This window comes from Paracoccus sp. R12_2 (assembly GCF_017744015.1).
Lineage (GTDB): Bacteria > Pseudomonadota > Alphaproteobacteria > Rhodobacterales > Rhodobacteraceae > Paracoccus.
In genome coordinates this window covers 72,898-93,059 of record NZ_JAGHRA010000010.1, presented here as the reverse complement: position 1 = coordinate 93,059, position 20,162 = coordinate 72,898, and the positions used below count along the sequence as shown (strand labels likewise).

Here is a 20,162-nt window from a genome sequence, read left to right as displayed (position 1 = left end):
TCAAACCTCGTTCAGATTGTCGCGAAAAATCGCCCGCGCGCGCCCCCACGCGCCGGCGTCGATGTCGTCAAGTCGGGCCAGAACCGGCAGCAGCTGCGCCGCATAGTCGGCCGAACTTTCGCGCGGCAGCATCGATGGCAGGTTGTCGATGGCCATCACGTCCAGCGGCGGATCGTCGGCCAAGCGCAACGCCGGCGCATCCCATGTCGTCGTGCGGTCATAGACCTTGATCGGGGAAAAATCGCTGGTCGGATCGCAGGCAACGTCGCCGATCACGGTCAGCGCACGCCCGGGATTGACCGCCTCGGCCGGTACGAAGACCGGGGCACCGGGCCGGGCAAGGATGGCGTTGATGAAGATCTCGTGCGCCAGCACCTGGGGGAACGGGCCGCCATGGGCAGTTTCCTCGATGTCCCAGCGTGTGACCGGCACACCCATCGCGGTCATCAGATCCGCCGCACCGCTGCCGACCCGCCCCTTGGCGCCGATCACGATGGCATGCGGACGCGGACGACCGGTGGCATCCATCCGGGCGCGCAAATCCTCGATCAGCAGGTTCTTGTCGGCATAGGCGTGGACGGGCCCACAGACGCCCCCCTGCTGCTGCGCCGCCCAGCATTTCAACGACACCGCCGCGCCGGCATATCCAGCCCAGTATCCGAATGCGGCCAGCCTGCGCCCGTCCTCGTCCAGCAGGTATTCCAGATCATACAGCGTGCCGCCGCCAGCCCGAAACCGCCGCAGCAGCAGCTGTCCGGCGGGCTGGCCCTTGAAGGCGTGGCCGAACATGATGTGGCGGTGGGTCAGTGCCGATCCGTCATCGGGCAGTTCCTTCAGGCCGAAGACGATGGCATCCGCCGGCGCATCGGGCCAGCTGCCTTCGCGCGCGATGTCGGCGCCTGCCTTGCGATACTCCGCGGTCGGGATGATCCGGCGCGGACTGTCTTCGACGGTGACGCGCATGCCGTTCCTGATCAGCGTGGCGACGCCGTCGGGGGTGATGCCCACCCGGTCTTCATTCGCGCGACTTTCCGCCCGCACCCACAGATGTGTCATCCTTGGCCTCCGCTGCCGGTCATCCGCCGTTCTAGGCCAGCGCCCGCGCGTCAGCAACCAGAGGGAACCCGGACCGCCGATCCGGGTTTGGTTCTCAGCGCGCACCTGTGAACAGGAGGATTCCCCATGCAGATCACCCGCCGCACCGGACTTTCCCTTGCCGTCGCCGCCCTGGGCGTCACCGCCCTGCCCCGCTTTGCCGCCGCACAACAGGGCGCGTCGGAATTCAGCTATCCTGTCGAAGGCGGCAATGTCGTCTTCCACCCGGTCGATCATGCCTCGATGGTGGTCGAGACGCCGGGCGGGGTGATCTATGTCGATCCGGTTGGCGGCGCCGAACAATACGCGGATCTGCCGCAACCCTCGCTTATCCTGATTACGCACGAACATGGTGACCACTACGATCTTCCCACGCTGGAGGCCCTGCCCGACGTGCGGCTGATCACCAACCCTGCGGTCCACGAAATGCTGCCGGATGCGCTGAAAGAACAGGCCAGCACCATGGCGAATGGCGACATGGCCGAGGCACTGGGTATGCAGATCGAGGCTGTTCCGGCCCACAACACGACCGAAGACCGGATGCAGTACCATCCGGAAGGGCGCGACAATGGCTATGTCCTGACGATCGGTGGCAAGCGTTTCTACATCGCCGGCGACACCGAGCCCACGCCTGAGATGCAGGCTCTGACTGATATCGCGGTGGCATTCCTGCCGATGAACCTGCCCTACACGATGACCGTGCAGCAGGCCGCCGACGCCGTGGCAGCGTTCAAGCCTGCGGTGGTCTTTCCCTATCACCATCGTGGCAGCGATATCCAGGAATTCGCGCAGTTTGTCCTTGATGGCGGCTCGGACTCCGAGGTCGTGATCGCGAACTGGTATCCCGACGGCGAGGCCTAGAACGGCACCGGCGCGTTGAAACCTTGCTGCACGCCGCTTTCGGGATGTTTGATCCGCAGGCTTTCGGCGTGCAGCATCAGGCGCGGGTGCGCCGCCGCATCGCCGGTGGCGTAAAGCGGATCACCCAGTATGGCATGGCCGGTTTCGGCCATGTGGACGCGCAGCTGATGGCTGCGCCCGGTCAGCGGAAACAGCCTGACCCGCGTTTCGTCATCGCCCGCACGCATCACCCGCCAATCGGTTCGCGCGGGCTTACCCGTATCGTGATCGACCTTTTGTCGGGGTCGGTTCGGCCAGTCCACGATCAGCGGCAGGTCCACACGCCCGGTGTCCGGCTGCAAGCGACCTGCCACGCGCGCGACATAGGCTTTCTTTGTGCGCCGATCTTCGAACTGCTTGGACAGATGCCGCTGCGCATGCGGGGTCAGGCCGAAAATGATCACGCCCGACGTGTCCAGATCCAGCCTGTGGACCAGAAGCACGGTCGGAAACGCACCGCGCAGACGCTCGATCAGGCAATCGGCCCGGTCCGGTCCGCGCCCCGGCACCGACAACAGCCCGGACGGCTTGTTCACCACAAGGATTTCGTGATCGACATGAATGATCTCGGGCGCATCCGGAGGCGGGGAATAGACGAAGCTCATTTCGTGACAAGGCGCAGGGCGAGGCCGGCGAACATCACCGCCGCGATCTTGTTGACGACGCCCAGATTGCGTCCGATGACATGGCCCGCCAGCCCGCCCACGATGCCATAGCCCATCGTCACGATCGTTCCGGTCACTGCAAAGATCAGGCCCAGCCCAAGGATCTGCTGCCAGACCGGCCCCCATGCCGGATTGGTGAATTGCGGCAGAAAGGCCAGCAGGAACAGCACCGGCTTGGGGTTCAGTGCATTCGACATGAAGCCGCGCCGGATGATGTTCCATGGTCTGACACTGCCGCGCGCCGAGGGATCGACAGGCCCCGCAGTCCAGCTTTTCCACGCCAGCCACAAAAGATAGGCGGCGCCCGCATATTTGATGGCCAGCAGGGCCTGCGGGTGGGCCGCGACGACAGCGCCCAGACCAACGGTCGCCATGGTCAGATGCATCAGCACGCCCAGACCGACACCAAGACCCGCCAACGCGCCCGCGCGCGGCCCGCCCTGGATGCCACAGGCGCTTGCGAAGAACACGTCCTGACCGGGCGCGAAGTTCAGCACCAGCCCGCCTGCGATGAACGCCGTCAGCTGTGCGGCGGGGATGTTGGCCAGCGTCTCCCAGATCATCGTCTACTGGTCCTGCTGCGGCAGCCCGTCCGCGATCCGGTAATAGTCGCCCTTGTCCGCGACATAGATATGTTCGTCCATCCGCAACCCCGTCGGGTTTTCGATCGCGCCGGGCGACACGGACAGCGTCTCGCGACCGTTCGGCCGCCAGAACAGCGACGTGCCGCATACCGAACAGAAACCCCGCTCGGCCTCGGGCGAGGACTGGTACCAGCGCAGCGCCTCGCCATCGATCACCGGCGCATCCAGATGGAACGACGCCCAGACATGGCCCGACCAGCGACGGCACTGGCCGCAATGGCAGGCTGTCACCTCGGGGCCACCGGCCCGGCCAGAAAACCGGACCGCGCCGCACAGGCACTGTCCCCGGATTTCAAAGTTCTGCGAAGACGTCATCCAGGATCTCCCTCAGCCGCGCCGCATCCTCGGCGGTGAAAGCATCAACCCGGTCGCTGTCGATGTCCAGCACCCCGATCAGCCGCCCCCCGGCGCCAAAGACCGGCAAGACGATCTCGGATCGCGTGGAACTGGCGCAGGCGATGTGACCGGGAAAGGCGTCCACGTCGGCCACAAGCTGCACCTGCCCGGTCCGCGCCGCCGCGCCGCACACGCCGCGAGAGAACGGGATGACCAAGCACCCATGCCCGCCCTGGTAGGGGCCGATCTTCAGCAGTTCAGGTCCTACCACGCGATAAAAACCGGTCCAGTCAAAGCGGTCATCCGAATGATGGATTTCGCAGGCCAGCGTGGCCATCAGCGCGACCTCGTCGGTCTCGCCCTGGGTCAAGGCGCTGATCCGCGCCGCAAGTTCGTCATAGTGGCTCATCCATCGGGTTCTACGCGCCAAGGCGGGCGACGAAAACCCCGTCATCGGACGGCATCGGAAATCGCGGCGCGCGGCGCATCACACCGCAGCCATGCGCGATCATGGACGCGGGGCAAGGGATCGGCCAATCTGGCCGTCATGTTGAACCGGCTGAACCTGACCTCGCGCGTCTTTCTGGTGATTCTCGTCGTGCAGTTGCTGCTGTTCGCGGCGCTGTCAGCGGCAAGTCTTGGCAATCTGCGCCGCGAGATCTCGGTCGAGACCGAGCTGGCCGCCCAGACGGCCAGATCACTTGTGCTGGCGACAATCGGAACCATGCAGGGCGCGGTGCCGCCCGACCGATTGATGGCGCTGCTGCCAGAACGTCTGATCCCGCCACGTCACACCCATATCGGCATTCTGGATGCGCGAGAGGGCATCGTGCGAGAGCCCTTCATGCCGGCATCCCGACAGGCCACCGCCCCGCGCTGGTTCGCGGCGCTGGTTGCCCCGGAACCGCACGAGACCCGGCTGCCGGTCAGCATCGAGGGCCGGCTGCGCGGATATGTCTATATCGCCAGCGAACCCGGCCCCGAGATCGCGGCGGCGTGGGAACAGGTTCGCACCGTTCTGGGACTGGCTGCCCTGGCCGCGGGGGCACAGGCGCTGCTGATCCTGATCGCAACACGACGCGCCCTGAGGCCCGTTCAGCGCATCACAGGGCGGCTGGCGGAACTGACCCGTGGCGATCTGTCGGCGCGGGTCGGCACCCTGCCCCAGCCCGATCTTGCGCCCCTTGCCGCAGGTGTCGACCGTCTTGCGGACGCACTTGAGAAGGCACGGATCGACACCAGCCGGCTGCAACGCCAGGTGGTCGGGCGCGGCGACGCCGAACGCAAGGCCATTGCCCGCGATCTTCACGACGAGATGGGTCCATGCCTGTTCGGACTTCGGGTCGAAATCGATGCACTGCACGAGGCCGCCTCAGACGACATGATCCGCGGTCATGCGGACGCCATCGCCGAGATCGCCGAACAGATCGCACGGGTCAACCGCGCCCTTCTGGGCGACCTGCGCCCCGCCGCGATCGGCCAGCTGCCGCTGGCCACGGTGCTGTCCGATTACGTCGCCGATCTGCGACGACGCTTCCCCGAGATCCGCATCGACTTGGACATCGCCGATGGCCTGCCGGAACCCGACGAGGCGACCGCCGTCACCCTGTTCCGGATCCTGCAGGAGGGAACCACCAATGCGATGCGCCATTCCGGTGCCGACCGGCTTGCGATCCGGCTCTGGACCGATCCGGCACATTGGCGCATGATCCTGACCGATGACGGCGAAGGATTTGCCGGGGACAGCCGCGAGGGCACCGGGCTGACCGGGATGCGGGAACGGATCACCCTGCTTGGCGGCGTCCTGACCCTGTCATCGGACCGCAACGGAACCCGGATCGAGGCAAGCCTGCCCCATCTGCGGGCGCAATGAGGCCACAGGGAATGAAGACAGCGCTGGTCATCGACGATCATCCGATCACGCATCTGGGCGCCAGCCGCCTGTTGCGCGACCTGGGCTATGACCCCGTCGGACAGGCGATGTCGGGCGAGGATGCGTTGGCGCAGTTGGCCCACGCACCGGCACCTGCGCTGATCGTGCTGGATATCAGCCTGCCGGGCACCGGCGGGCTTGATCTGGTGGCGCCTCTGAAGGCGCTGGCGCCGGACGCACGCATCCTCATCTTCTCGATGAACGACCAGACGGGCTTCGCGGCCCGCGCGCTGCAGGCCGGCGCGCAGGGTTTTCTGTCCAAGAATGCCCCTCCGGCCGATTTTCGCGAGGCCGTGAGGACGCTGGAGGCGGGCGAATTCTATCTGTCGGCACGGCAGGCTGTGGCGCTGGCGACGTTGCGCGCCGGGGCCAGCGCAGATCCGCTGGCCGCATTGTCTGACCGCGAACGGCAGGTGCTGGGTCTGATCGGCCGCGGCCTCAGCCTGCAGGCCATCGCCGACGAACTTGGCGTAAGCTACAAGACCGCCGCGAACACGTCTTCCTCTTTGAAGAAAAAGCTTGGCGTGGACGGAATCAACGGATTGATGAAATTTGCACTGGACAGCGGGGTCTGAGGCGGGGCCATGGCGACACTGGGATGGTTCGGACTTCCTGACGACGCCCCCCCTGGCGAGGCGGACCGGATGCTGGCGCGGCTGGCGTGCGACCTGAAGGATGCCGGCCTGCGCGTCGCGGGTGCCGTACAGAGAAATCTTGATCTGGGCGAGGATTGCGCCTGCGACATGGACGTGATCGTGATCGGCGAAGAAGATCGCCCGATCCGCATTTCCCAGTCGCTGGGGCGTGGTTCCAGCGGCTGCCGGCTTGATGCCGGTGCGCTGGAAATGGCGGCGGCGCGAGTCGGCGCGCGGCTGGCTGGCGCCGAATTGCTGATCCTGCCGAAATTCGGACGGCAAGAGGCGGTGGGTCGCGGGTTTCGCGCGATCATCGCCCAGGCAGTCACGGATGAACTGCCGGTGCTTCTGCACGTGCCGGCCGAACAAAGGGCCGATTTCGCGCGGTTCTGCGGCGATCTGGCCGAACGCATCGCGCCCGACGAACTGGATCGCTGGTGCGTGGCGCAGACGACGGGCGCGGCGTGAATCCCGATGGCACGATCGACGCGCGCGGGCTTCTGTGCCCCCTGCCTGTGTTGCGGCTGCGCAAGGCCCTGGCCGGTGTCGCGCCGGGAACCCGGCTGAGGCTGATTGCCACCGATCCGATGGCGGCGGTCGATGTGCCGCATTTCTGTCGCGAGGCAGGTCATGTCATGATCGGGGTGCGCGACCTGGACAAAGGTGCACGCGAATACACGGTCCAGGCGCGTTCACCAGCCCGTGGGGCGAAGGACATGTGTGGATAGCAGAACATGACGATGCGAATACCTGGCAACCGAAAGCGGTTTTCCGACCTGACCGAACGCGAGATCCTGGCCCTGGCCATTTCGTCGGAAGAGGATGATGCCCGCATCTATCGCAATTGGGCCGAGTTCCTGCGGACCGATTATCCGGCCACCGCCGCCATCTTCGACGGGATGGGCGAGGAAGAGGATGATCACCGCGCCAGACTGATCGAAGGGTATCGCGCCCGTTTCGGCGAGGCGATCCCGGTCATCCGGCGCGAGCATGTGGCCGGATATTACAGCCGACGTCCTGCCTGGATGATGCAGAACCTGTCGCTGGAAACTATCCGCCGCGAGGCCGCGCTGATGGAACACGACGCTGCCGATTTCTACGCGCGCGCCGCGCAGGCCAGTTCCGACGCCGCCACGCGCAAGCTGTTGGGCGATCTGGCCGCCGCCGAACGGGGCCACGAAGTCCGCGCCGGCGAACTTGCCGGAGAAAACCTGACCGACGAGGCCCGCGAGGAAGAGGACGCCGTCGCCCACCGCGAATTCGTCCTGACCTGGGTGCAGCCGGGTTTGGCGGGGCTGATGGACGGATCCGTCTCGACCCTGGCGCCGATCTTTGCCACCGCCTTCGCCACGCAGGACACCGGGACGACGTTTCTGGTCGGACTGGCCGCCAGCCTTGGTGCCGGGATCAGCATGGGCTTTACCGAGGCCGCATCGGATGACGGCGTGGTGTCGGGACGCGGCTCGCCGATCAAGCGCGGCGTCGCCTCGGGGGTGATGACGGCGGTCGGCGGGCTGGGCCACGCCCTGCCCTATCTGATCCCGCATTTCTGGACCGCGACGATCATCGCCTGCATCGTGGTGTTCGTCGAGTTGTGGGCCATCGCGTGGATCCAGAACCGCTGGATGAAGACACCGTTCTGGCGGGCGGCCTTGCAAGTCGTCGTGGGCGGTGGTTTGGTCTTCGCGACGGGGGTGCTGATCGGTTCGGGCTGACCCCGAAAAAAGGGGGCGGCTTGACCTGTCGGCAAGCAACAGGAATCGATCCGGGGCGCGCGAATGATGCGGCTCGACCGAGGCGGACCAACGGGCGCGCACGCCGCGACCTGCCTGTATATCCACGCATTCCGACCGTCCTTCCGACGATCGCGCAGCGCCTCTGATGCTGGCAGTGTTTCTGAAAACACTGCCGTTCTTCGGCCTGATCGGGCTTGGCTGGCTGGCCGCGCGATCGCGGTTCTTTCCCGAAGAAGGCGCAGCGTGGCTGACGAAGTTCGTCTTCTTCTTCGCGCTGTCGGCGATGCTGTTCCGGTTTGCCGCAAGCCTTGATCTGGCGGCGCTGTTCGACCTGCGCTTCGTGCTGGCCTATCTGGCCGGATCGACCGCCGTGTGGGCGATCGGCATGGCCGTCGCCCGCTGGCGCGGCCTGCCCGTGCCCGAGGCCGCGATGGAAGCGCAGTGCTGCATGATCGGCAATACCGGCTTTCTTGGCGTGCCGATGCTGGTTGTGTTGCTGGGCGAACGCGCGGTCGGACCGGTTCTGATGGTGCTGACCATCGACATGCTGGTGTTTTCGACCCTGATCACGCTGATCATCCATGCCTCGCGCAGCGGTGGGTTGCGGCTGCGCACGATCCTGCCGGTGATGCGCGGCATCGTCGCCAATCCGATGATCCTGTCGATGGTCGCCGGCCTGATCTGGGCGCAGATGCGGCTGCCGATGCCGGGGCCGTTCGCCGAATTCCTGACGCTGCTTGGCGCCGCAGCCACACCCGGTGCCCTGTTCGCCATCGGCGCCAGCCTGGCCGCACGGCGACTGCAGCGCGTGGCAGCGTCGGGATGGCTCAGCTTCGCCAAGCTGGTGCTGCATCCGGCGGCGGTCGGGCTGGCATCCTGGGCCTGCGGCGTCGCCCCGTTCGCGGCGGGCGTGATGATGGCTGCAGCGGCACTGCCGGTGGCGGGAAATGTCTATATCCTCGCGCAATATTTCGGCGTCGCGCAACAGCGCGTTTCGGCGGCGATCCTGATCTCGACAGCGGCCAGCATCCTGACCGTGCCGGTGGTGATGGCGCTGATCGGCCAGACCTGATGCTTCAACCCCCTCGACCAGGCCCGCCACCCGCGCTATGCCACAGCCAAAACTAGGGAGGGTATCATGCGCGATATCGGCAATCTGAGGCTGCAAAACATCCTGCTGGAGGTCGATGACGACGGCATCGCGACCGTCACGCTGAACCGCCCCGAGAAACGCAATGCGCTGGATCTGGCAACCATCGACGAACTGGTCGACATCTTCTCGACACTGCCGCGGGCGGGCGTGAAAGCCGCGATCCTGCGTGCGAACGGCGATCACTTCAGCGCCGGGCTGGATCTGGTGGAACATCACCGCGAGAACCGCTCGGCAAGCGATTTCATGCATGTCTGCCTGCGCTGGCACGAGGCGTTCAACAAGATGGAATATGGCGGTGTCCCGATCATCGCGGTGCTGAAGGGCGCGGTCGTCGGCGGCGGACTTGAACTGGCGTCCGCCGCGCATATCCGGGTGGCGGGGACCGACAGCTATTTCGGCCTGCCCGAAGGCCAGCGCGGGTTGTTCACCGGCGGCGGCGCGACGATCCGGGTCGCGGATCTGATCGGCAAGGCGCGCATGATCGACATGATGCTGTCGGGCCGGCTGTATCGCGGACAGGAAGCCGTCGATGTCGGCCTGTGCCAGTACCTGGTCGAGGACGCAGAGGCCAAGGCATGGGAGATCGCAAGGAACGCGGCCCAGAATCCGCCGCTGTCCAATTTCGCGATCTGTTCGGCCATCAGCCACATGCAGAACATGAGCGCGCTGGACGCGGCCTATGCCGAGGCGGTCGTGGCAGGTGTAGTCAACACACAGGACGCCGCCAAGGCACGGCTGGAGGCGTTCGCGAAGGGCACGGCCAACAAGATCAAGCCACAGGGCTGAGGCGGCCGCAGCCTCAGACAAGCAACCAGACCAGCCCCCCGGCCAGAAGCAGAACCGCCACGAACGCCACAAGCGTGAAAACCCCGTCCCGCGCCAGCATGCCGAACGCAAGCAGCGCGACCACCGCCCCGACGATCGACGAGGTGAACGGAACCAGTTCAAGGAATGGCATCGACATGCCACCGACCAGGCAGATCACTCGCGCCATGACGCTGAAGGGCGGCTGCGACAGGATCTGCAGCCTGGGCCGCGTCACCCGGTCCAGCCAGCGCGCCGGCCGCTTGATGAACGCGCCGACCTGCCGCAGCCGTGCCGTTCCGATCTGGCGCGCCATCAGCGCCCGCGGCAGCCAGATGTGATCGCGCCCCAGCAGCATCTGCGCCGAGACCAGGGCGATCAGGCAGCCGCAGAACGTGGAAACCAGCGGCACCCCCGACAGCGGCGACAGCACCGCCAAAGCCGGGATCAGCAGGTTTGGCGTGAACGAGTTCTGCCCCAGCGCACGCAGAATCTGCGCGACGCTTGTCATCTTGTCGCCGGACGCATTCTCGACGCGTTCGATCAGTCCGACGATGCTGACATGCTCTGCCATTCCCATCCCCTCAGGCGCCGCGGATCGCGGCAAGCTGCAAGGCAACGGCATCCGGCGCCGAAAGTTCGCATCCCTAGTCGCGCAATGCGCTCTGCAACAGTCGATCCAGAGATTGCAGGAAACGAGACCGGTCGGCCTTGGAAAACCCGGCGCCGCCACCCTGATGAAAGGGATTGGCCGACCGGATATCGGCCATCAGGTCACGGGTCGCCAGGCGCGGGCCGATATTTGCCGCGGACAGCACCTCGCCGTCATGCTGCAGCACCTGCGCGCCTGCCTTCAGGCAGCGATCGGCCAATGGCAGATCGGCCGTCACCACCACGTCACCGGGTCCGCATGCCTCGGCGATCCATTTGTCGGCCTCATCCGGCCCCTCGGCCACGATCCGCAGGGACACCAGCGGATTCGGCGACGGCCGCAACCCGCCATTGCAGACCAGAACCATCGGCACCTGCAGGCGGGTCGCCACACGTTCGGCCTCGGCCTTGACCGGGCAGGCATCCGCGTCGATGTAAAGCGTCGTCAATCGCGCAGCAATTCGTTGACCGATGTCTTGGCGCGCGTTCTTGCATCCACCCGCTTGACGATCACGGCGCAATACAGGTTCACGCCGTTCTTGGATGGCATCGAGCCTGCGACGACGACCGACCCGGCGGGCACCTCGCCATACATGACCTGCCCGGTCTCTCGGTCCACGATCTTGGTGGATTGGCCAATGAACACGCCCATGCCCAGCACGGACCCTTCGCGGACAATGCAACCCTCGACCACTTCGGAGCGCGCGCCGATGAAGCATTCGTCCTCGATGATCGTCGGTCCGGCCTGCAGGGGTTCCAGCACGCCGCCGATGCCGACGCCGCCCGACAGATGCACGTGCTTCCCGATCTGCGCGCAGGATCCCACCGTGGCCCATGTGTCCACCATCGTGCCCTCGCCCACATGCGCGCCAAGGTTCACGAAGGACGGCATCAGCACCGCCCCCTTGCCGATGAAGGCGCTGCGCCGCACGATCGCGCCGGGCACCGCGCGGAACCCGGCGGCGCGCCACTGGTTGTCTCCCCAGCCCGCGAATTTCGATGGCACCTTGTCCCACCAGTTGGCGCCCTGCGGACCGCCCGACATTTCTGTCATGTCGTTCAGGCGGAACGACAGCAGCACGGCCTTTTTCGCCCACTGGTTCACATGCCAGTCGGCACCGCGCTTTTCGGCGACACGCAGTTCGCCCGTGTCCAGCCGGTTCAGTGCCTCATCGACGGCCTCGCGGACCTGACCCTGCGTGGCGCTGCTGATGTCGGCGCGGTTGTCCCACGCGGTTTCGATGGCATGTTCCAGGGCTTGGGTCATCGCGGCCTCTCCTCGATATGTCGCGTCCGGGTGGAAACTGTCACGTCAGGGCTATAAGCCTGTGAAAAGCGCCGCGCAATCCGCGCGGACCGCGAAACACCTCCGAGGCTTTCGATGACCGACAAGGAAGACCGCGCCCACCCCTTTCCGCACAGCGACGAGGACGCGGCCCGCGCCGATCGCATTCCCGACACGCCGCAGACGCGGTCTCCCGCCTATCGGCTGGCCTTCACCGACCGCGATTTCATGCTGCGAGAGGAACTGCGCCCGCTGCGGCTGCAACTGGAACTGCTGAAGCCGCAGATGGTGATGGACGAACGCGGGGTCGAATCCACTGTCGTCATGTTCGGCGGCGCACGCATCCCGTCGCCCGAACACGCCGACCAAGCCCGCACGAAAACGCTGGCGGACCTGGCGAAATATTACGAGCAGGCAAGGCTTTTCGCACGCGAGATGACGCGGCGCAGCCTGGAAACCTATGGCCGTGAATTCGTCATCTGCACCGGCGGCGGGCCGGGCGTGATGGAGGCCGGCAACATGGGCGCCGAAGAAGCCGGTGGCGCGTCGATCGGGCTGGGTATCGTGCTGCCGCACGAGCAGGCGCCGAACCGCTATGTCACGCCGGATCTGTGCTTCAATTTCCATTATTTCGCGATCCGCAAGATGCATTTCCTGATGCGCGCGCGGGCGATCACCGTCTTTCCCGGCGGCTTCGGGACGCTGGACGAGTTGTTCGAGACGCTGACACTGGTGCAGACCAAGCGGATGAAGCCGATCCCGATCCTGCTGTTCGGGGCCGAGTTCTGGGACAGGATCCTGAATTGGGAGGCACTGGCCGAAGCGGGCACGATCAGCGAATCCGATCTGGACCTGTTCCACTATGTCGAAACAGCCGAGGAGGCGGTGGCGATCATCGACGCGTGGGAAGAACCCTGTTAGCGCCATTGATCATTGAGGCTTGCAAGCCAGAATTCGCGGCTGTTGGCCCCAGTCCAATTTCAGGATGAAACGGCGACCGGCACCATGCCTGTTGCCGACATCACCAGAATGCCGGGTCGTCGAAGGCCGCGACGCAGCGGCATGGCCCGCGCACCGGTGTCAGCGGCTGCCTGGTCAACGACAGGCCGATCCAGCCCTGTGGTTGTTGCAACGGTTGCGGGGCGGCCATGTCGGTCTGTGACATCGCCTTGAACCCGACCCGACCGTAGAAGGACGGGTCGCCATAGGTGACGGCGATGCCCACCCCTTCCTGGCGCAGTGCATCAAGGCCGCGACGAAGAAGAAGTTGTCCGATGCCTTGACCCTGCCGTTCGGGCGCGACTGCAACGGGCGCGATCAGGAAGACGGAACGCCGATCCTCGGGATAGACAAGCCGTGTGAAGAAGGCACCCCCGACAAGCGTTCCATCTTGCCAAGCCGTCAGGACACGCAGGTCCTCGGCAGACGTCTCCAGCATGATTCGACGCGCAAGATCGCTGATCAGCGCTCCCTCTTCCGCACCTTCCGATGCGGTGAAGGCAGAATGAAAGAGCTGGGTGATTGCGTCAGCGTGAGCGGTGTAGTCCGTTGAAAAGTCCATGACGCGTTTCCGGTAAGGAGGTGTATCTGCCGGTTTTCCACAGACAAGACGCCGGAGATTCGCCAAGACCGCCCCGGCCGCGCGATTATCCCGCCGCCTCGGCCGCGATCTGGGCACGGCTCTTGCGGCCGCGTTCGGTGGCGGATTTCAACTGACCGCACGCCGCCATGATATCCTCGCCGCGCGGGGTGCGGATCGGGCTGGCATAGCCTGCCTTGTGGACGATATCCGCAAAAGATTCGATGCGTTCCCAGCTTGATCGCTGATAGGGCGCACCGGGCCATTCGTTGAACGGGATCAGGTTGATCTTGGCCGGAATGCCCTGGATCAGCCTGACCAGCCTGCGCGCGTCTTCATCGCTGTCGTTAACCCCGTCCAGCATCACATATTCGAAGGTGATCCGTTCGGAATTGGAAAGCCGGGGATACTCGCGCAGCGCATCCAGCAGGGTCTGAATGTTCCAGCGCTTGTTGATCGGCACCAGCCTGTCACGCACCTCGTCGGTGGTCGCATGAAAGCTGACCGCCAGAAGGCAGCCGATTTCCTCGGCGGTGCGCGCGATTTCGGGCACGACACCGCTGGTCGACAGGGTGATGCGGCGGCGTGACAGGGACAGCCCCTCGCCGTCCATCACCACTTTCATCGCATCACGCACGCCCTCGAAATTATAAAGCGGCTCGCCCATGCCCATCAGCACCATGTTGCTGATCAGACGTGTCTCGTTCTTCGGTGCGCCCTGCGTGGGCCATTCGTCCAGATCGTCGCGGGCGATCATCAACTGACCGACGATCTCGCCCGGTGTCAGGTTGCGGACCAGCTTTTGCGTGCCGGTGTGGCAGAAGGAACAGGTCAGCGTGCAGCCCACCTGGCTGCTGACGCACAATGTTCCGCGCCCTTCCTCGGGGATATAGACCGCCTCGACCTCGTGCCCGCCGGCAATCCGCAGCAGATACTTGCGCGTGCCATCAGCGCTGACCTGACGCGTCACCACCTCGGGCAGCGAAATCTCGAACCGGTCGGCCAGCAGCGCGCGATAATCCTTGGCCAGATTGGTCATCGCCGCGAAATCGCGCACGCCCCAGTGATAGACCCATTGCCAGACCTGCCCGACACGCATCTTCGCCTGCCGCTCGGGCGTGCCCGCGGCAATCAGCGCGTCGTGAAGCTGTTCGCGGGTAAACCCGACAATGTTCACCCGACCGCCTTCCGGCAGCTTGCGGGGAATGGTCAGGACATCCTGCGTGATCGGAGCGGACATGGATTTACCAGAGTTGCGCGTGAAAGATCCGCAGATAAGCGAAATGGGCCGGCAATTCAACCGGCCTCTGCCTTGCAGTCCGCCATCCTTGTCACGGCAGGGCTGGAAGGCCCGACCGCGAAGGGATCACTCGCAGCGCGATTTTGCGCTGTTGGTCGCGGCGGTAATGCCGATCAGGCTGAACGTGTCCTTGGTCGTCGTGCCACGGGAAGAACGGCCGGTGACCACGACGGACGACCCTGCGCGCAAGGCGCCGATCAGCTTCTGATCCTCGGACGGGCTGCCGGTCCAGGCATTCTCGCCTTCGGTGAACAGGTTGAACTTCTGTCCGCCGATATCGACCTCGACCGTCGAGCCGGGGGCGAACGGATAGCCGCCGGTGAACGAGACCTCGCCGTTGTTGCCTGGACGATAGGCGACATACAGGCGGATGTCGCCCCGCGTCACCTCGACCTCTTCGCCGTCCTTGGTGTTCAGCGTGGATTTCGGGGGTGAAACCGCCCAGCATTCCCGCGGATCGTCGGCCGCGAAGACGGTCCAGTCATCCTCGGTCGCCACCACATTCGTCGATTCCTGTGCGACCGCCGAACCCAGCCCCGCCATCAGGACCGCAATGGCTGCCATGCCGCGCAGCGTGGTATTCTTCATGCTCTGGCCTCCTGCCGTTTCGCTTCGCCGCTTTGCCCGGCGTTCTTGCCGATTGCTGTGGTCTTTTCAACCTTCTGCAATCAGGATAGCCAAAATCATTGCGCGAAAAAGAGCGCAAGGCATGAAATCGCGCAATTGTCAGGGGGAGATTGCGATGCGTTCAGCCAAATTGATCGAATTATGGCGCGGAGGCCAGCGCGAAAGCCTGCATCGCGGGCACGCGGTGGTCTGCGACCGCAGGGGCGTGGTCGAGGCCTGGGGCGAACCATCGCGGATCATATTTCCGCGATCATCGTGCAAGATGGTGCAGGCGCTGCCTTTGGTCGAAAGCGGTGCGGCCGACGCCGCAGGCCTGACCGAACGACAACTGGCCCTGGCCTGCGCCAGCCACAGCGGCGCGCGGATGCATGTCAGCGCGGTCGGCGATTGGCTGAACACCCTTGGCCTGTCCGAGGCGGATCTGCGCTGCGGCAGCCACATGCCCCGCGACCGCGACGAGAACCGCCGCCTGACATGTTCGGATGAAAGCCCCTGCCAGCTGCACAACAACTGCTCGGGCAAGCATGCGGGGTTCCTGACGCTGAACCAGCATCTGCGCGGTGGCCCCGACTATGTCGATGCCGATCATCCGGTCCAGCAGGCGGTGAAGACCGCCTTCGAGGAAGTCACCGACGAGATCAGCCCCGGCTATGGGATCGACGGCTGTTCGGCGCCGAACTGGTCATGCTCGCTCGAGGGGCTTGGACGCGCGATGGCGGCATTCGCCAATCCCGGATCGGATCGTCGCGGCCGGGCCATGAAGCGGCTGGTTGACGCCATGCGGGCCCATCCCGAATTGGTCGCGGGGGAAGGCAGGGCCTGCACATTGCTGATGCGGGCAATGGGCGGGCATGTCGCGGCAAAGACCGGGGCAGAAGCCGTCTTCGTCGCCATCCTGCCGGAACAGGGTCTGGGCGTCGCGCTGAAGATTGCCGATGGCGGCACCCGTGCGGCAGAAGCCGCGATCACCGCCATCCTCGTCCATCTGGGCGTGCTGGATCGCGCCCAGCCCGCAGTCCAGACTTTTCTGACCGGCCCGATCCGCAACTGGCGCGGCATGGTGACCGGAGAAATGCGAACCGCGCCGGGATTTCCGGCCTGAATCGTCACGAATCCGACGCAGTTTTCTGCTTGAATGCCGATGAGGGCGGTTCCCCCACCGCCTCCCTCCGGGCGAAGATCGGTCGGCGTCCCTTGGCAGAGCGGGCGCCGGCCCGCCCGCGGACGGCCGTCAGATCATCTCCCAGATCAGTCGCAGCGCCAGCACGGTCGAGGTCAGCACAAGCAGCGGCTTGATCAGGCGCGATCCGATCCGCGCCGCCAGCCGGGCGCCCAAAGCCGCCCCGGCAACCTGGGCCAGCCCCATCATCAACCCCAGCCCCCAAAGCGGCGATCCGACCAAGGCAAAGGTCAGCAATCCACCCAGATTGGAAAACAGGTTCAGAAGCTTGGTATGCGCAGTGGCTTTCAAGACGCCGTATCCAGCCAGCGACACGAACGCGATCATGTAGAAAGACCCGGCGCCGGGTCCGATCAAGCCGTCATAGAAACCGATCAGCGGCACGACCAGCGCGCCCAACAGTGCGGGCGACATCCGGCGCAACCGGTCCAGATCATCCAGGCCCGGCTTCACCGCGAAGAAGACCGCGATTCCGATCAGAACTACCGGCAAGGCCAGCCGCAAACCCTCGGTCGGCAGACGGGTCACAAGCGCGGCGCCCAGAATGCCTCCGGCCCCGGCCAGCAGCGCAAGGTGCCATTGCTGACGCAGATCCACAAGGCCGCGCGCGGCATAGCTGATCGCCGCTGTCGCCGCCCCGAACACGCCCTGCACCTTGTTGGTGGCCAACGCCTGCGCCGGCGGCACCCCCGCCAGCATCAGCGCCGGAACGGTAATCAGGCCACCACCGCCGGCAATGGCATCCACGAACCCCGCCGCAAAACCCGCGGCGATCAGCACCAAGACAAGATTCAGGCTTAGATCCAGCATGATCGGCCATTGCGCTGCGGACACCGGATTGTAAAGCCCTGGGCAACGGGGTTCCTTCGCCGTTCCCGGCGTGAGATAGCTTGGCAGGGAAAACGAGGGGATCACGTCATGCTGGAACAGCTGGATCTGCGGCATCCGATCGTTCAGGCCCCGATGGCGGGCGTATCAACGCCGGCGCTGGCAGCGGCCGCATGCAATGCCGGTGGGCTGGGTTCGGTCGCGCTTGGGGCACTGGATGTGGCCGGGGCAAGAAGCGCCATCGCACAGACACGCGCGCTGACCGCGCGTCCCTTTGCGGTGAACCTTTTCTGCCACGCCCCGGCGGTCCGGAACGCGGCGCGCGAAGCAGCCTGGCTGGACCGACTGCGGCCCGAATTTGCGCGGTTCAAAGCCCAGCCTCCGCAATCCCTGTCCGAAATCTATCAAAGCTTTCGGGTCAACGACCCGATGATGCGGCTGCTGCAAGAGGTCAGGCCCGCCGCGATCAGCTTTCATTTCGGCCTGCCCACTGCGGACCAGATTGCCGCCCTGCGTCAGACAGGCGCGGCTCTGATGGCCACCGCCACGAATCTGGCCGAAGCGCGCCTGATCGTGGCCGCAGGTCTGGACGTGATCGTGGCGCAGGGCTGGCAGGCCGGCGGCCATCGCGGCATGTTCGATCCCGATGCCGAGGATCCCGGCTTGCAGACACGGCCGCTGCTGCGCCAGATTGCCGGACTGGGACTGCCGGTCGTCGCTGCCGGGGCGATCATGACGCGACAGGACGCACGTGCCGCCATCGCCGACGGGGCTGTGGCCGTGCAATGCGGGACGGCATTCCTGCTTGCCCCCGAAGCCGCGACCTCAGCGCCCCACCGAGAGGCGATGGGTACTGGCCGCACCCGCATGACCCGGGCGATATCGGGCCGGCCGGCACGCGGACTGGAAAATCTTTTCACCGCGATAGATGACGCTGAAGCCCCTGCCTATCCCGTGACTTACGATGCAGGAAAAGCGTTGAACGCCGCGGCCCTGGCAACCGGAGAAACCCGGTTTGGCGCGTTCTGGGCCGGCACCGGGGCGGCGGCTGCGGTCGCAAGGCCTGCGGCCGAGACAATCGCCGCGATCAGTCCGTGACGAACTCGGTCGCGCGGTATCCCTGAAGATACAGCAGCGCGGTCAGATCGCCGTGGTTGATACGCAGCTTCGCCTGCGCGGCGACGGCGGGCTTTGCGTGCAGGGCGACGCCGGTGCCGGCCAGTTGCAGCATGCCCAGATCGTTGGCGCCGTCGCCGACCGCAAGCACGTCGTCGGGGGTCAGACCGCGCGCGACGGCCACGTCGCGCAAAGCCTCGATCTTTGCCTCGCGGCCCAGCACAGGCAGGGCGACATGGCCGGTCAGCACCCCGCTTTCGGCCAGCAGTGTATTGGCACGATGCTCATCAAACCCGAGCCGGGCGGCGACCGGGCCCGTGAATGAGGTGAACCCGCCCGAGACCAGCGCCGCATATCCGCCGTTCGCGCGCATCGTGGCGACCAGTTCGCGACCGCCCGACGCCAGCGTGATGCGCGTCGCCAGGACTTCGTCGATCACCGATTCCTGCAATCCCGCCAACAGGTTGACGCGTTCGACCAGCGCCTCGTGAAAGTTCAGTTCGCCATTCATGGCGCGGGCGGTGATGGCGGCGACGCGGGGGCCGGCGCCGGCGAAGGCGGCGATTTCGTCGATGCATTCCTGATCGATCATGGTTGAATCCATGTCGGCCAGCAGGATCGATTTATGCCGCGCGGCGGTGGGCTGAATGGCCAGGTCTATGCCGATCGTCTGCAGGTCCGACCAGACCTGTTCGGCGTCGTCGGGCAGCGCCGGAATGTCGAATTCCCCAGCGATTCCAGGGTTCAGCCAGCGCGGGCTGCCGCCATCCCAGGACTTTGCCAGCCCGTCAAGCAGCGCGCTTTCCAGATTGGCGACGGTGGGCGCGGCGATCAGCGAGACGGTGTGCATGGCGGTCTTCCTTGGGCATCCTCGGCACGCCGTCTAGGCCGAAGATCGCCGCCGCACAAGCCGTGCACCCGCGCAGCACCGGGCGTGCACAGCGCGTACACCGACAACGCACGGCCTGTTAAGGCCGCGTTAACCACCCCGCGCCACCGTCGTCACGGGCAGACACTGGCAAGCAACGGGGCGGCACGGCGATGGGCATCGGCAAGGCGGAAGAGACGCGGCGGGTCAATTACCACTACATGGCCGACGCGATGCGGCAACTGGAATGGGACCTGCACAGCACCATCCTGGACCGGATGCGGATCCCCGAGGAATGGCACCAGATCGCCCGCGAGAAACCCGCCCGACCCAGGACCCGCGTCACCCTGCGGCTGGACGAGGACATCGTGAAATTCTTTCGCAGCATGGGGCCGGACTGGCAGGTGCGCGTCAACCGGCTGATGTCGGTCTGGATGCATGCGCGCCTGGCCGGGCTGATCCATGGCGGCGAGACGATGGATTACCTGGCCCGGCGCGAGGATCAGATGCTGGATGGCCCGCGCCCCGAGTTCGGAGAGTATCAGCGCAAGCGCGACGACATGCTGGGCCCCGAAAACCCCGAGGGCTGGCGCGACAAGGGCGGCGTGCCGATGCCCCAGCGCGTCACCACGATGTCCCCCGTGGCGCGGCAGGCGCTGATGGAGGAGATGAAGAAGCGGAACGGGATCGGGGAGGTGTGAGGGGCCAGACGCGACAGCCGCGGCGCGCATCAATGTTTGACGCCCCCTCAGCCTGCGCTAAGCTGTCAGGGTCGTGACTGCACGCGGACGGACGGATGGATTTCCTCAGCCAGAGCTGGCGCTACC

The 20,162-nt window shown here is 65.6% G+C and carries 25 protein-coding genes; 12 read left to right on the top strand and 13 right to left on the bottom strand.

Annotated elements, in window-relative coordinates:
* Positions 1-1,056, bottom strand: a complete 1,056-nt coding sequence (locus tag J7359_RS13060) for a saccharopine dehydrogenase (RefSeq protein ID WP_209057191.1) — start codon at positions 1,054-1,056, stop codon at positions 1-3.
* Positions 1,057-1,182: 126 nt separating this feature from the next.
* Between J7359_RS13060 and J7359_RS13055 the strand changes: the two genes are divergently transcribed.
* Entirely contained in the window at positions 1,183-1,956 is a 774-nt protein-coding gene (locus J7359_RS13055) for an MBL fold metallo-hydrolase (RefSeq protein WP_209057188.1), read from the top strand.
* On the opposite strand, the gene J7359_RS13050 is transcribed toward J7359_RS13055, so the two are convergent.
* Genes J7359_RS13050 through J7359_RS13035 form a run of 4 tightly spaced genes read right to left on the bottom strand, consistent with a single transcriptional unit; the run spans position 1,953 to position 4,049 of the window.
* Positions 1,953-2,600, bottom strand: a complete 648-nt coding sequence (locus J7359_RS13050) for a pseudouridine synthase (RefSeq protein ID WP_209057186.1) — start codon at positions 2,598-2,600, stop codon at positions 1,953-1,955. The genes J7359_RS13055 and J7359_RS13050 overlap by 4 nt on opposite strands.
* Positions 2,597-3,223: a LysE family translocator gene (locus J7359_RS13045; RefSeq protein ID WP_209057184.1), complete on the bottom strand. Its 627-nt coding sequence runs from the start codon at positions 3,221-3,223 to the stop codon at positions 2,597-2,599. The genes J7359_RS13050 and J7359_RS13045 overlap by 4 nt, the downstream gene beginning before the upstream one ends.
* Before the next feature lie 3 nt (positions 3,224-3,226).
* The gene (locus J7359_RS13040) at positions 3,227-3,619 is read right to left on the bottom strand and encodes a GFA family protein (RefSeq protein WP_209057182.1); all 393 of its coding nucleotides are present in this window, start codon (positions 3,617-3,619) and stop codon (positions 3,227-3,229) included.
* Positions 3,597-4,049: a GAF domain-containing protein gene (locus J7359_RS13035; RefSeq protein ID WP_209057180.1), complete on the bottom strand. Its 453-nt coding sequence runs from the start codon at positions 4,047-4,049 to the stop codon at positions 3,597-3,599. Before J7359_RS13035 ends, J7359_RS13040 begins: the two co-directional genes overlap by 23 nt.
* A gap of 138 nt (positions 4,050-4,187) precedes the next feature.
* On the opposite strand from J7359_RS13035, the gene J7359_RS13030 reads away from it, so the two are divergent.
* The 7 genes from J7359_RS13030 to J7359_RS13000 all read left to right on the top strand — a co-directional run bounded on the left by J7359_RS13030 (position 4,188) and on the right by J7359_RS13000 (position 9,883).
* Positions 4,188-5,513, top strand: coding sequence for a histidine kinase (locus J7359_RS13030; protein WP_209057178.1), 1,326 nt, complete (start codon positions 4,188-4,190; stop codon positions 5,511-5,513).
* An 11-nt stretch (positions 5,514-5,524) separates the two neighbouring features.
* The gene (locus tag J7359_RS13025; RefSeq protein WP_209057176.1) at positions 5,525-6,148 is read left to right on the top strand and encodes a response regulator transcription factor; all 624 of its coding nucleotides are present in this window, start codon (positions 5,525-5,527) and stop codon (positions 6,146-6,148) included.
* 9 nt (positions 6,149-6,157) lie between these two features.
* Positions 6,158-6,676 (top strand): DUF2478 domain-containing protein, encoded by a 519-nt coding sequence (locus J7359_RS13020; protein ID WP_209057174.1) that lies wholly within the window; start codon positions 6,158-6,160, stop codon positions 6,674-6,676.
* The gene (locus tag J7359_RS13015) at positions 6,646-6,936 is read left to right on the top strand and encodes a sulfurtransferase TusA family protein (protein WP_348524384.1); all 291 of its coding nucleotides are present in this window, start codon (positions 6,646-6,648) and stop codon (positions 6,934-6,936) included. Before J7359_RS13020 ends, J7359_RS13015 begins: the two co-directional genes overlap by 31 nt.
* 12 nt (positions 6,937-6,948) lie before the next feature.
* A complete protein-coding gene (gene mbfA, locus J7359_RS13010; protein WP_209057258.1) occupies positions 6,949-7,923 on the top strand; it encodes an iron exporter MbfA in 975 nt (324 codons plus the stop codon).
* Positions 7,924-8,089: 166 nt separating this feature from the next.
* On the top strand, positions 8,090-9,016 hold the full coding sequence (locus tag J7359_RS13005) for an AEC family transporter (RefSeq protein ID WP_209057172.1): 927 nt from the start codon (positions 8,090-8,092) through the stop codon (positions 9,014-9,016).
* Between the two features lie 66 nt (positions 9,017-9,082).
* Positions 9,083-9,883: a crotonase/enoyl-CoA hydratase family protein gene (locus tag J7359_RS13000; RefSeq protein WP_209057171.1), complete on the top strand. Its 801-nt coding sequence runs from the start codon at positions 9,083-9,085 to the stop codon at positions 9,881-9,883.
* Positions 9,884-9,896: 13 nt separating this feature from the next.
* On the opposite strand, the gene J7359_RS12995 is transcribed toward J7359_RS13000, so the two are convergent.
* From J7359_RS12995 to dapD, 3 genes are all read right to left on the bottom strand, one after another.
* Positions 9,897-10,475 carry an exopolysaccharide biosynthesis protein gene (locus tag J7359_RS12995; protein WP_209057170.1) on the bottom strand — a complete coding sequence of 193 codons (579 nt, stop codon included), beginning with the start codon at positions 10,473-10,475 and terminating at the stop codon, positions 9,897-9,899.
* Positions 10,476-10,548: 73 nt separating this feature from the next.
* The gene (locus J7359_RS12990) at positions 10,549-11,001 is read right to left on the bottom strand and encodes a YaiI/YqxD family protein (RefSeq protein ID WP_209057169.1); all 453 of its coding nucleotides are present in this window, start codon (positions 10,999-11,001) and stop codon (positions 10,549-10,551) included.
* Positions 10,998-11,819 (bottom strand): 2,3,4,5-tetrahydropyridine-2,6-dicarboxylate N-succinyltransferase, encoded by an 822-nt coding sequence (dapD, locus tag J7359_RS12985; RefSeq protein WP_209057168.1) that lies wholly within the window; start codon positions 11,817-11,819, stop codon positions 10,998-11,000. Before dapD ends, J7359_RS12990 begins: the two co-directional genes overlap by 4 nt.
* A 114-nt stretch (positions 11,820-11,933) precedes the next feature.
* On the opposite strand from dapD, the gene J7359_RS12980 reads away from it, so the two are divergent.
* Entirely contained in the window at positions 11,934-12,758 is an 825-nt protein-coding gene (locus J7359_RS12980; RefSeq protein WP_209057167.1) for an LOG family protein, read from the top strand.
* A gap of 100 nt (positions 12,759-12,858) precedes the next feature.
* On the opposite strand, the gene J7359_RS12975 is transcribed toward J7359_RS12980, so the two are convergent.
* The 3 genes from J7359_RS12975 to J7359_RS12965 form a co-directional block, all read right to left on the bottom strand.
* The gene (locus J7359_RS12975) at positions 12,859-13,398 is read right to left on the bottom strand and encodes an N-acetyltransferase (protein ID WP_209057166.1); all 540 of its coding nucleotides are present in this window, start codon (positions 13,396-13,398) and stop codon (positions 12,859-12,861) included.
* An 85-nt stretch (positions 13,399-13,483) separates the two neighbouring features.
* Complete coding sequence (rlmN, locus tag J7359_RS12970; protein WP_209057164.1) at positions 13,484-14,656, bottom strand: 23S rRNA (adenine(2503)-C(2))-methyltransferase RlmN; 1,173 nt, start codon at positions 14,654-14,656, stop codon at positions 13,484-13,486.
* A gap of 126 nt (positions 14,657-14,782) precedes the next feature.
* Complete coding sequence (locus J7359_RS12965) at positions 14,783-15,304, bottom strand: invasion associated locus B family protein (protein WP_209057163.1); 522 nt, start codon at positions 15,302-15,304, stop codon at positions 14,783-14,785.
* A 154-nt stretch (positions 15,305-15,458) separates the two neighbouring features.
* On the opposite strand from J7359_RS12965, the gene J7359_RS12960 reads away from it, so the two are divergent.
* Positions 15,459-16,445 (top strand): asparaginase, encoded by a 987-nt coding sequence (locus J7359_RS12960; RefSeq protein ID WP_209057162.1) that lies wholly within the window; start codon positions 15,459-15,461, stop codon positions 16,443-16,445.
* A 129-nt stretch (positions 16,446-16,574) separates the two neighbouring features.
* Here J7359_RS12960 and J7359_RS12955 read toward each other — a convergent pair whose 3' ends face one another.
* Positions 16,575-17,333, bottom strand: coding sequence for a TSUP family transporter (locus J7359_RS12955; protein WP_209057257.1), 759 nt, complete (start codon positions 17,331-17,333; stop codon positions 16,575-16,577).
* Between the two features lie 108 nt (positions 17,334-17,441).
* Here J7359_RS12955 and J7359_RS12950 point away from each other — a divergent pair, with 108 nt between their 5' ends.
* A complete protein-coding gene (locus tag J7359_RS12950) occupies positions 17,442-18,449 on the top strand; it encodes a nitronate monooxygenase (RefSeq protein WP_209057161.1) in 1,008 nt (335 codons plus the stop codon).
* On the opposite strand, the gene serB is transcribed toward J7359_RS12950, so the two are convergent.
* Positions 18,439-19,317, bottom strand: coding sequence for a phosphoserine phosphatase SerB (gene serB / locus J7359_RS12945; protein WP_209057160.1), 879 nt, complete (start codon positions 19,315-19,317; stop codon positions 18,439-18,441). The genes J7359_RS12950 and serB overlap by 11 nt on opposite strands.
* A gap of 191 nt (positions 19,318-19,508) precedes the next feature.
* Here serB and J7359_RS12940 point away from each other — a divergent pair, with 191 nt between their 5' ends.
* On the top strand, positions 19,509-20,036 hold the full coding sequence (locus J7359_RS12940; RefSeq protein WP_209057159.1) for a BrnA antitoxin family protein: 528 nt from the start codon (positions 19,509-19,511) through the stop codon (positions 20,034-20,036).
* Positions 20,037-20,162: the final 126 nt, after the last annotated feature.

Coding starts and splice junctions, on each gene's coding strand:
- J7359_RS12980 (WP_209057167.1), top strand. CDS start 11,934: ATGACCGACAAGGAAGACCGCGCCCACCCCTTTCCGCACAGCGACGAG.
- J7359_RS12950 (WP_209057161.1), top strand. CDS start 17,442: ATGCTGGAACAGCTGGATCTGCGGCATCCGATCGTTCAGGCCCCGATG.
- mbfA (WP_209057258.1), top strand. CDS start 6,949: ATGCGAATACCTGGCAACCGAAAGCGGTTTTCCGACCTGACCGAACGC.
- J7359_RS13060 (WP_209057191.1), bottom strand. CDS start 1,056: ATGACACATCTGTGGGTGCGGGCGGAAAGTCGCGCGAATGAAGACCGG.
- J7359_RS13020 (WP_209057174.1), top strand. CDS start 6,158: ATGGCGACACTGGGATGGTTCGGACTTCCTGACGACGCCCCCCCTGGC.
- serB (WP_209057160.1), bottom strand. CDS start 19,317: ATGCACACCGTCTCGCTGATCGCCGCGCCCACCGTCGCCAATCTGGAA.
- J7359_RS12975 (WP_209057166.1), bottom strand. CDS start 13,398: ATGGACTTTTCAACGGACTACACCGCTCACGCTGACGCAATCACCCAG.
- rlmN (WP_209057164.1), bottom strand. CDS start 14,656: ATGTCCGCTCCGATCACGCAGGATGTCCTGACCATTCCCCGCAAGCTG.
- J7359_RS13040 (WP_209057182.1), bottom strand. CDS start 3,619: ATGACGTCTTCGCAGAACTTTGAAATCCGGGGACAGTGCCTGTGCGGC.
- J7359_RS13035 (WP_209057180.1), bottom strand. CDS start 4,049: ATGAGCCACTATGACGAACTTGCGGCGCGGATCAGCGCCTTGACCCAG.
- J7359_RS12960 (WP_209057162.1), top strand. CDS start 15,459: ATGCGTTCAGCCAAATTGATCGAATTATGGCGCGGAGGCCAGCGCGAA.
- J7359_RS12955 (WP_209057257.1), bottom strand. CDS start 17,333: ATGCTGGATCTAAGCCTGAATCTTGTCTTGGTGCTGATCGCCGCGGGT.
- J7359_RS13050 (WP_209057186.1), bottom strand. CDS start 2,600: ATGAGCTTCGTCTATTCCCCGCCTCCGGATGCGCCCGAGATCATTCAT.
- J7359_RS12940 (WP_209057159.1), top strand. CDS start 19,509: ATGGGCATCGGCAAGGCGGAAGAGACGCGGCGGGTCAATTACCACTAC.
- J7359_RS13000 (WP_209057171.1), top strand. CDS start 9,083: ATGCGCGATATCGGCAATCTGAGGCTGCAAAACATCCTGCTGGAGGTC.
- J7359_RS13055 (WP_209057188.1), top strand. CDS start 1,183: ATGCAGATCACCCGCCGCACCGGACTTTCCCTTGCCGTCGCCGCCCTG.
- J7359_RS13030 (WP_209057178.1), top strand. CDS start 4,188: ATGTTGAACCGGCTGAACCTGACCTCGCGCGTCTTTCTGGTGATTCTC.
- J7359_RS12995 (WP_209057170.1), bottom strand. CDS start 10,475: ATGGCAGAGCATGTCAGCATCGTCGGACTGATCGAACGCGTCGAGAAT.
- J7359_RS12965 (WP_209057163.1), bottom strand. CDS start 15,304: ATGAAGAATACCACGCTGCGCGGCATGGCAGCCATTGCGGTCCTGATG.
- dapD (WP_209057168.1), bottom strand. CDS start 11,819: ATGACCCAAGCCCTGGAACATGCCATCGAAACCGCGTGGGACAACCGC.
- J7359_RS13025 (WP_209057176.1), top strand. CDS start 5,525: ATGAAGACAGCGCTGGTCATCGACGATCATCCGATCACGCATCTGGGC.
- J7359_RS13045 (WP_209057184.1), bottom strand. CDS start 3,223: ATGATCTGGGAGACGCTGGCCAACATCCCCGCCGCACAGCTGACGGCG.
- J7359_RS13005 (WP_209057172.1), top strand. CDS start 8,090: ATGCTGGCAGTGTTTCTGAAAACACTGCCGTTCTTCGGCCTGATCGGG.